General features: G+C 44.5%; 11 protein-coding genes and 1 pseudogene. 1 reads left to right on the forward strand and 11 read right to left on the reverse strand.

Annotated features, from left to right (window positions below; translation table 11 throughout):
• The 4 genes and pseudogenes from VIP81_RS26500 to ubiE all read right to left on the reverse strand — a co-directional run.
• A pseudogene (locus tag VIP81_RS26500) lies at nucleotides 1–327 on the reverse strand (DNA mismatch repair protein MutS); the annotation flags it as partial.
• 188 nt (nucleotides 328–515) lie between these two features.
• Nucleotides 516–1,859, reverse strand: coding sequence for a dihydroorotase (locus tag VIP81_RS26505; protein WP_331968393.1), 1,344 nt, complete (start codon nucleotides 1,857–1,859; stop codon nucleotides 516–518).
• A gap of 253 nt (nucleotides 1,860–2,112) precedes the next feature.
• Nucleotides 2,113–2,814 (reverse strand): porin family protein, encoded by a 702-nt coding sequence (locus VIP81_RS26510; protein WP_331968396.1) that lies wholly within the window; start codon nucleotides 2,812–2,814, stop codon nucleotides 2,113–2,115.
• Nucleotides 2,787–3,533 carry a bifunctional demethylmenaquinone methyltransferase/2-methoxy-6-polyprenyl-1,4-benzoquinol methylase UbiE gene (gene ubiE, locus VIP81_RS26515; protein ID WP_331968399.1) on the reverse strand — a complete coding sequence of 249 codons (747 nt, stop codon included), beginning with the start codon at nucleotides 3,531–3,533 and terminating at the stop codon, nucleotides 2,787–2,789. The genes VIP81_RS26510 and ubiE overlap by 28 nt, the downstream gene beginning before the upstream one ends.
• A 76-nt stretch (nucleotides 3,534–3,609) precedes the next feature.
• Between ubiE and yihA the strand changes: the two genes are divergently transcribed.
• Nucleotides 3,610–4,218, forward strand: coding sequence for a ribosome biogenesis GTP-binding protein YihA/YsxC (gene yihA, locus VIP81_RS26520; RefSeq protein ID WP_331968402.1), 609 nt, complete (start codon nucleotides 3,610–3,612; stop codon nucleotides 4,216–4,218).
• A gap of 73 nt (nucleotides 4,219–4,291) precedes the next feature.
• Here the strand turns inward: yihA and VIP81_RS26525 are convergent, their stop codons facing one another.
• From VIP81_RS26525 to VIP81_RS26555, 7 genes are all read right to left on the reverse strand, one after another.
• Complete coding sequence (locus VIP81_RS26525) at nucleotides 4,292–4,678, reverse strand: hypothetical protein (RefSeq protein WP_331968405.1); 387 nt, start codon at nucleotides 4,676–4,678, stop codon at nucleotides 4,292–4,294.
• 10 nt (nucleotides 4,679–4,688) lie between these two features.
• A complete protein-coding gene (locus tag VIP81_RS26530) occupies nucleotides 4,689–5,183 on the reverse strand; it encodes a hypothetical protein (protein WP_331968408.1) in 495 nt (164 codons plus the stop codon).
• 95 nt (nucleotides 5,184–5,278) lie between these two features.
• Nucleotides 5,279–5,770 (reverse strand): hypothetical protein, encoded by a 492-nt coding sequence (locus VIP81_RS26535; RefSeq protein WP_331968411.1) that lies wholly within the window; start codon nucleotides 5,768–5,770, stop codon nucleotides 5,279–5,281.
• 154 nt (nucleotides 5,771–5,924) lie between these two features.
• On the reverse strand, nucleotides 5,925–6,398 hold the full coding sequence (locus VIP81_RS26540) for a ribonuclease H-like YkuK family protein (RefSeq protein WP_331968414.1): 474 nt from the start codon (nucleotides 6,396–6,398) through the stop codon (nucleotides 5,925–5,927).
• A 207-nt stretch (nucleotides 6,399–6,605) separates the two neighbouring features.
• Nucleotides 6,606–6,983 (reverse strand): CoA-binding protein, encoded by a 378-nt coding sequence (locus VIP81_RS26545; protein ID WP_331968418.1) that lies wholly within the window; start codon nucleotides 6,981–6,983, stop codon nucleotides 6,606–6,608.
• Nucleotides 6,984–7,001: 18 nt separating this feature from the next.
• Nucleotides 7,002–7,949 (reverse strand): TIGR01777 family oxidoreductase, encoded by a 948-nt coding sequence (locus tag VIP81_RS26550; protein WP_331968421.1) that lies wholly within the window; start codon nucleotides 7,947–7,949, stop codon nucleotides 7,002–7,004.
• The coding region (locus tag VIP81_RS26555; RefSeq protein WP_331968424.1) for a hypothetical protein at nucleotides 7,939–8,139 on the reverse strand (201 nt) is incomplete at its 5' end. The genes VIP81_RS26550 and VIP81_RS26555, both read right to left, overlap by 11 nt.

Below are 8,139 nucleotides of genomic sequence, written 5' to 3' on the forward strand. Positions count from 1 at the left end.
GGTTTTATTGATCACTGCCTGTACGTACAACGACAAACCCTCTGTACTGGAAATGGGCTCAATCTGCGCTTCCATATAGTTTTCCACCACTACCACCGTACCGTTGGAAATTATGGAAGGCCAGTTATTTTCCTGTTCCAGAATATACTGTAATGCCCGTTGCCGGTTTTGAATCGAGGTAATATCTTCTAAAGGGTTGCTGAATAATTGCCGTAGGAATTCACGGCCTCCGGATGTTGTGGTAAAATCAAGCCGGTGAAATAGGGAATATTCTTCGTCGCGGTTAAAAATAGACAGGTCGTAGTAGGATGTTTTGTCCAGTTGCATGCAGCTTCATTTTAGTGAATATACGGTGGAAGATGCAAGGATAGAAAAATTCCATAACATTTGAAAGAAAAGCCTAAAGCAAAAAGGATAAAGCAAAAAGCCATCGAAGCAGATGATTGATGGGAATATTCGCTCCCGTCATCCACTTCGATGGCTTTTTGCTTTTTGCCTTCAGCTTTTTGCTCTTATTAGCGGCTAAATGCCAACCGCTGCCCCAGTACATTTTCATTGAAAATGCCGTCTGCATAAGCCAGATGGCCGCTTACAAAAGTATGGGTTACGGCAGCCGGGAAGGTATGACCTTCAAACGGACTCCAGGCACATTTATAATAAATGTTCTCTTTGTTTACGTTGGTATGGCCCTGCAGATCTACGATCACGCAATCCGCAAAGTAGCCTTCTCTCAAAAATCCTCTTTCCTTTATCTGGAAACAGATAGCGGGCGCATGGCTCATTTTTTCTACCACTTTCTCTATGGTGATATCGCCCTGCCGTGCATGTTCGAGCATCAGCAACAGGCTGTGTTGTACCAGCGGTACGCCCGATGGGGCCTGCAGGTAAGGTAATTGTTTTTCCTCCCAGGTATGTGGCGCATGATCGGTAGCAATAATATCCAGCCTGTCATCCAAAAGTCCCTGCCACAGCGCCGTTTTGTTGTCTGCTGCTTTAATGGCCGGATTACATTTGATCAGGTTGCCATATTGTGCATAATCATCTGCGGTGAAATGAAGATGGTGTACACATACTTCTGCAGTGATGCGCTTTTCTGCCAGTGGTAACATGTTGCTGAACAATTGCAGTTCGCGGGCAGTGGATATATGAAGAATATGCAGGCGGGCGTTGTGCTTCTGTGCAAACTGTATAGCCACCAGCGACGACTCAAAACAAGCTTCCACATTACGGATCAGCGGATGATCAGCTGCGGTGAGGTGATCGCCTTTTTCGCGCTGAAAAGCCTCCATATTTGCACGGATGATTTTCTCATCTTCACAATGGGTGGCGATCAATAATTCGCTGTTGGAAAAAACGGTTTCCAGGGTGAGATAATTATCTACCAGCATATTACCGGTAGAGGAACCCATGAATATTTTTACGCCGCAAACACTTTCTTTTTTGGCATTCGTTTTCAGAATTTCTTCCACATTATCATTGGCGGCTCCCATAAAAAAGGAGTAGTTCGCCAGTGAGTGATGTTGGGCGATGGTATATTTATCTTCCAGTAATTCCTGGGTAAGTGCAGCGGGTTTGGTATTAGGCATTTCCATAAAACTGGTCGTTCCCCCAGCTACGGCAGCGCGTGCTTCTGTGTAAATAGTCGCTTTTTGTGTGAGACCCGGCTCGCGGAAATGTACCTGGTCGTCTATAACGCCCGGCAGCAGGTGTTTGCCTTCTCCGTTAATTTCCGTGTATTGGCCGGTGACGGTGATATTAGGCGCTATTTTTTCAATGCGGCTGTTTCTGATCCATACATCCTGTACCGTGGTCTGTCCTTCGTTTACCACGGCTATATTCCTGATGAGGTAATTTTGCATGCCGCAAAGGTAGAAAAATTAGCGAAAAGCGGAGGGGATCGCCTTCGGCGATTGTCTTTATTCAGGATTAAATTGATTAAACTGATTGTAATGATTTTTTGATTTAAAGTTTTCAAATAGATCTTCTCCTCTTCTATAATAGCTTTCAGAAGAGAAAGTAAGCATCTTTATAAAAGGGAAATAAAATCACCAAAATCATCAAAATCAATCAAATCCTGGACAAAGACAATCGCCGAAGGCGATCCACTCCGCTTTATCCTTCCAGGTGAATGGAAAATACAATCATGCGGGATTGCAGTTTTTCTACCACATTCGAATACCGCAGGTTGGGATCTTTTACGTGTACGTTACCAAAACCATTGCTGATCTTGAATTCAGGTGCAAAAATGAAGCTCTCAAAGTAAAACTCAAATCCGGCGCCGGCTTCATAGCCATAGTCGCTCTTTTTGATCTTTACCAGGTCGTCTGCTCTGCGTAAACGGGCATTGGAAGCCAGGTCATAGTCGTACTTCAGGCCGCCAATGGTATATACCCGCATATTGCCAATACGGTCCGACTTAAACTTGATCTGTAAAGGAAAGCTTAGTAAGATAGACTCAATCTTTTTTTCGGTATCCTGTGGTTTGGGATAAGCCTCCCGGTAATACAGGTTTTTAGACGCAAAGATCAACTGTGGATTAAATCGCAGATCAAAATGCTCCGTCAACCTGGCATTTGCCAGCAATCCCAGGTTGAAACCCATTGTTTTCAAGGGTTCTGCCACCATAATAGAATCAGTGGCCAGGAAGGCAGGAGAATGCTCGAGTTTAAAATAGGACTGGTTTGCGGCCAGTGTAATGCCAAAGTAATAGGGTTTTGCATCGTGTTCCAGCATATTCATATTGGTCTGCGCCTTTGCGGGAAGCATACCAATCAATAACATGAATATCAGCGCGTAGCGCAGTAAATGGAACATATGCCGAATGTTAGCGTTTTGCATGTAACGGCCTGGAAACGGGTGTTAGTTAAAATAGTTCGCATTGCTTCACCCTGCGGAAACGCTTTCACAGATTCTGGCAGATAGCTATAAGCCGCCTGGCTCTTCGCTATCCATTTCCCGAGCAGCGGTGTAATATAACGAAAATACAAATTATACAATTGTTTAATAGGAAAAACCGTCGGATTCGAAAATTCAAGGATCACCAATTTACCCCCCGGCTTCAGCACACGATACATGTCAGACAGCCCCTTTTCCAGGTTTTCGAAATTTCGTACGCCAAAAGCCACTGTTATGGCATCAAACGTCTGGTCCGGAAAACTTATTGTCTCACTATCGCCGGATTGCAGCGTAATTTTATCCGTTAAACCCAGTTTTTCGATCTTTTCCCGACCATGACTCAACATTCCCTCAGAAATATCTATGCCCACAATTTTCTCCGGATGCAAGTGCTTTTCTGCCATTATAGCAAAGTCCCCTGTGCCAGTAGCTACGTCCAGCATGAGTTTGGGCTGAAGCGACTTTAAATATCCCAGCGCTTTTTTACGCCAGATGATGTCGATTCCAAGCGACATAAAGTGGTTAAGAAAGTCATAGCGATGAGCAATATCATCAAACATGGTCGCTATCTGCTCCTTCTTGCTTAATTTTGACCCTTCAAAGGGAACGATCTTCTGAACATTTGCATTTTCTGACATAGTCCGCAAAGTTAAAGAAATGTAGTATGCAAATACGGAGAGACGGGTTTTTTAATGGAACAAAGCAAATATCATTATGGTAATTAAGTCAGCAGAATATCTTATCAGTAGTCCCGATTGGGAAAAATGTCCCAGTCCTACACTGCCGGAATACGCATTTATAGGCCGTTCTAACGTAGGTAAGTCTTCTTTGATCAATATATTGGCCAACAATGAGAAATTAGCCAAAACCTCCGGTACTCCCGGTAAAACACAGCTGATCAATCATTTTGCCATCAATAATGCATGGTATCTCGTGGATTTGCCAGGTTATGGCTTCGCTAAAAGAAGTTTATCACAACGCCGCCAATGGCAGCAAATGATCGAAAACTACCTGCGCAAACGTACTAACCTGGTGAGCGTATTTGTACTGATCGATAGTCGCCATCAGCCACAGAAAATAGATCTCGATTTCGTGAACCAACTTGGCGAATGGAATATCCCCTTCAGCCTTGTGTTTACCAAAGCCGATAAAAGCACTCAGGCAGAAGTGAGCAAAAACGTAAAAACATTCCTCAATAAAATGAGGGAAACATGGCAGTTCCTCCCGCCTAACTTCGTTACTTCTACTATTAAGAAAACAGGCAGAGATGCGATACTCAACTATATTGATGAAATGAATGCGCAATTCCGGGCCATCGCCTGATGAACGCAATATCATAAAAGACAGGAAGGCCGGCATCCACCAGATGCAGGCCTTCCGTCTTTTACAGAAGGATTTACAACTCTCTTTTATAGATTAACCCCAGCGCATCGGGATTAGGATCCCAGATGTGAAGCATATTATCTTTTATGTCAATTAAGTAAGTATCCTGGTTGGCCAGGTTAAGCTGCCATACCTTGCCGGTACTGCTATTTATCTGTGTTAGTTTATAGGTAGTCGCGTTGAGCTGTAAATCGTCTACCAGTAACCTGTATTCTCCACGCTGGAAAATAGCTTCCTGCTTATTGGTGACTTTCTGTCCTTTTGCACTGAGATCACCAGTAATTTCTACCAGTAGCCACTTTCCTTCCAATTGTCCTGCGGGTGCATAATCTTCTTTTTTTCTACATCCGGCAAAAAGTATCATCAGCACGAAAGAAATTATCCACGATGTCATTTTCATATAAAAAATATTAATTGCCCAATAGCTTGCAATGGGCTATAGTTTGATTGATTCTTTTCTGGAAATCATCCATGTAGGGCACGCTGGTACCGGTGTCTATCGAAATGTTGCTGGTGTCTGCCGGTGTTGCCTGTATATAGGTAAATGTTTCAAAAGAGTTGTCGGCCGCACCGAGTAAACTATAACTGCTCACCAGTGTATCTGCTTTAATGGTGGAATGCGGAAAGCTGCTGAGATAGGGTTTCAGGCTGTCATGCACGTTCCCCGGTAACTTTATGGTGTCACTTTTTCCACCGGTATAAGTGATTTCATAACTCGCATCGGCTGTGATCTGCAGCTTTTTGGTATGCGGTACCGGCACATTGCCGCCACCGAAATTTACAAAAAGTGCATTGCTGCCGGAAACAGCAGTAGCAACGGTCTCCCCGCTTTTACTTTTACAGGCAATCATACTGATGGAAGCAAATAGTAGAGATGCAACCAGTGATTTTGAAAATGTCATCATCAACATATTTTATGTATTAAGCCCGAGAATAGGGAGACCGTTGCCATTTAGCTAAGATGTAAACGAGCCATCCGGTAGTGTTTATGAGAAAAGGATTAATACTCCAGCAAGTGGCAATTTTTAATAGTCTGCTCAACGTTTAGCTGAAAATCCTGCATGTAAGGCACGAAGGTATGCCAGGCTATTTTGATACTGGCGGTGTCGGCCGGAGTCTCCTGTATAAAAGTGTATGCTGTATAGGGAACATCTGCTCCGCTCCCGAAATCATAACGGCCCTCATTGGGATCCGCTTTGACAGTTGCCCGTGGAAAGCTGCTCAGATAGGGTTTCAGGCTATCGTGAATATTACCGGGTAATCGCCTGATGTTCGGTTTACTTTCACCGGTATAACTGATTTCATAGCTGCCAGCCGCCGTGATCTGTATTTTTTTATAGGGATGCTCAGCTGACGCAGGAGCGGTATAGCCGCCGGCTATTTCAATAAAAAGCGCGTCGCCTTTGGGGGTAACTGCTTTATCCTTTTTACAAGCTACGATACTGATAGAAGCGAATAGCAATAAGGCTATCACTGATTTTGGTGATGTCATTGTAAAGGGTCTTTTGTATGTTATGTTAAGCGTGGGAGTGGGGAGAAAGTTACAATTCCGGGCAAGATTTGTAGGACTAGATAAGGGGAGGAAAAGCCACCCGACATGGTATCATGTCAGAAAATATTTGAGAGAGGTACAAAAAACAAGCGCCTTAGTTCACTATTTTATTGGCGCAACTGCTGCTGGCAAAGGCTTCTGGCTTGGCTTTGAAGGCAAAGCCCATACCGAGAATATAACCCATTGCTTCACGCAGGGCCAGGTTACTCTTGAACTGAGGATTGGTATTGATGTCTGCGTGTACTTCCATGTCTACATCATACTCGGTAAACAGGTCGCACAATTCATACGCAATTTCAATACTCTTGGCTACTTCTACCAGCATGCGCTCTTTGATAGAATAGCGGTCTTTGGTTTTTTCGTTGTGGATAAACATAAATCCGCCGTGACCTTCCCGCAGGAAGACGATCACCGTAGCGAATTCAGTATCCACTCCTTTTACCTGGGAGTCAGTGCCAATGCATACTTTCAGCCGAAAGCCCCTGGCGGTTTCGCGCACAATGGCTTGTCGTACTTCTTCCTTTACCGGAAGGTGGATAACCTCTCCATTAAATCTTCTCCATTGCATAAAATGTATATTAAAGGGTGAACATGCAAATTGGGTTATGCTATAATGCCTGCCTGTTGAAGTAATGCCATGCGTTTGGTGGGGCAACAATATGGGATGCGTTCATTGGGGGATAACAGCAATATAAACGAATATACGAAAAAGCTGTTAGCAATAACCAACAGCTGCACATTTATAAAAACAAGAAGATTTGAACGGGAGATATAGCTAAAACTGGCCAGTACTCAGCAACACCAGTGTACAGGCTTCTACCGGCTGAATATTATGTTGCCTGGCAATATCTTCCAGTTCTTCATTTTCCGCACCCGGATTAAAGATAATGCGGCGCGGTTGCAGCTGCAGGATATAATCGTAATACGCCTTCTGGGCCACCGGATTGAGGTACATCGTAACAGTATCCACTTTTTCCAGCGGTGGATGTGCAGTAATCACCGGAATATCTCCAATCGTAGCTTCGCGGCTCCCAATAGCCACTACCGGATGGCCTTTGGCAGTAAGTCTGTTCACCGCCATGTTACTATATCTTTCCGGATTGGGCGATGCTCCCAATACCACGGTAAGCTTTTTATCGTTGCTGGTTTCCATACCTCTAATTTACGAAAATCAAAGTAAGTGATAAGCGTGCCGGGGCAGATGTGGCAATATATCATCGAAAGCATTTTTCAATACCGGAAATGTAAAAGTAAAACCTGCCTGCAATGCCCTGGAAGGTACCACCCACCTGCTTTTCAACAACAACTCCGTTTCCGTACCAATGAGGAATGCCCCCACTTTTAACAAAGACGCCGGCGCGGGTAACCCAAACCGCCGCCCGGTAGCATTCCGCAACGATTGCATGAAGACTTTATTGGTAACAGGATTGGGCGCCGTACAATTGTAAGTGCCGCTGAGTGTTTCATTTTCGTATAGCCATGCTATCATCCGGCATAGATCGGTGATATGTATCCAGGTAAACATTTGTTGCCCGCTGCCCTGCTGCCCGCCCAGGCCGAACTTTACCAGGTTCAGGTAGGGCTGCATTACGCCGCCCGGTTGCCAGCCTAAGGTAACGCCTATACGTAATATTATTTTTCGTGTATGCGGCAGGGTAGTATCGTTGAAAGTTTTCTCCCATTGTTTACATACCTGTACAGAGAAGTCATTTGCTATCTCTCCGTTAAATTCATCCATGGGGCGGTCTTCCGCATACCGGTAAATAGTAGCACTGCCCGCATTGATCCATACTTTGGGTGGATTTTTTAACCTTTGAATGGCGGCACCCAGCACGCTGGTGGCGTTTATTCTACTATCCAGTATGGCTTGTTTGTTTTGCGGGGTATAACGACAGTTGACGCTTTTGCCGGTGAGATTAATCAACAGATCGGCGTTTTCCAATGCGCGTGTCCATTTGCCGGTGGTTTTACCATCCCAGGCTACATAGCTGATCCGGCCAGTGGGCCGGCGTGGGGTACGGGTCAGAATGATAAGATCGTTATCCTCCCCGAAATGTTCCATCAGACTATTACCAATAAAACCGGTGCCGGCAGCAATAATGATGCGTTTATTTTTCATGGGGATCAAGCGTTTTTAGTTGTTCATAAAAGGTCAGAAACAAGTAGTAAATCATGAGTACCGGGGAACAATATGCCAGTAATATCATAGCAAATAAGGCAAAGCCAAGGTCGAGGATACTGAGTACCAGCAGGACGGCGCAGAGTATGAGTACGGGAATCAACAACCAGTGATATATCTTCCTGAAAAA

The organism is Chitinophaga sp. (assembly GCF_036566945.1).
Lineage (GTDB): Bacteria > Bacteroidota > Bacteroidia > Chitinophagales > Chitinophagaceae > Chitinophaga.

Bases quoted from the DNA above. Each gene is read 5' to 3' on its own strand.
- VIP81_RS26505 (WP_331968393.1), bottom strand. From the start codon at position 1,859: ATGCAAAATTACCTCATCAGGAATATAGCCGTGGTAAACGAAGGACAG.
- VIP81_RS26510 (WP_331968396.1), bottom strand. From the start codon at position 2,814: ATGTTCCATTTACTGCGCTACGCGCTGATATTCATGTTATTGATTGGT.
- ubiE (WP_331968399.1), bottom strand. From the start codon at position 3,533: ATGTCAGAAAATGCAAATGTTCAGAAGATCGTTCCCTTTGAAGGGTCA.
- yihA (WP_331968402.1), top strand. From the start codon at position 3,610: ATGGTAATTAAGTCAGCAGAATATCTTATCAGTAGTCCCGATTGGGAA.
- VIP81_RS26525 (WP_331968405.1), bottom strand. From the start codon at position 4,678: ATGAAAATGACATCGTGGATAATTTCTTTCGTGCTGATGATACTTTTT.
- VIP81_RS26530 (WP_331968408.1), bottom strand. From the start codon at position 5,183: ATGATGACATTTTCAAAATCACTGGTTGCATCTCTACTATTTGCTTCC.
- VIP81_RS26535 (WP_331968411.1), bottom strand. From the start codon at position 5,770: ATGACATCACCAAAATCAGTGATAGCCTTATTGCTATTCGCTTCTATC.
- VIP81_RS26540 (WP_331968414.1), bottom strand. From the start codon at position 6,398: ATGCAATGGAGAAGATTTAATGGAGAGGTTATCCACCTTCCGGTAAAG.
- VIP81_RS26545 (WP_331968418.1), bottom strand. From the start codon at position 6,983: ATGGAAACCAGCAACGATAAAAAGCTTACCGTGGTATTGGGAGCATCG.
- VIP81_RS26550 (WP_331968421.1), bottom strand. From the start codon at position 7,949: ATGAAAAATAAACGCATCATTATTGCTGCCGGCACCGGTTTTATTGGT.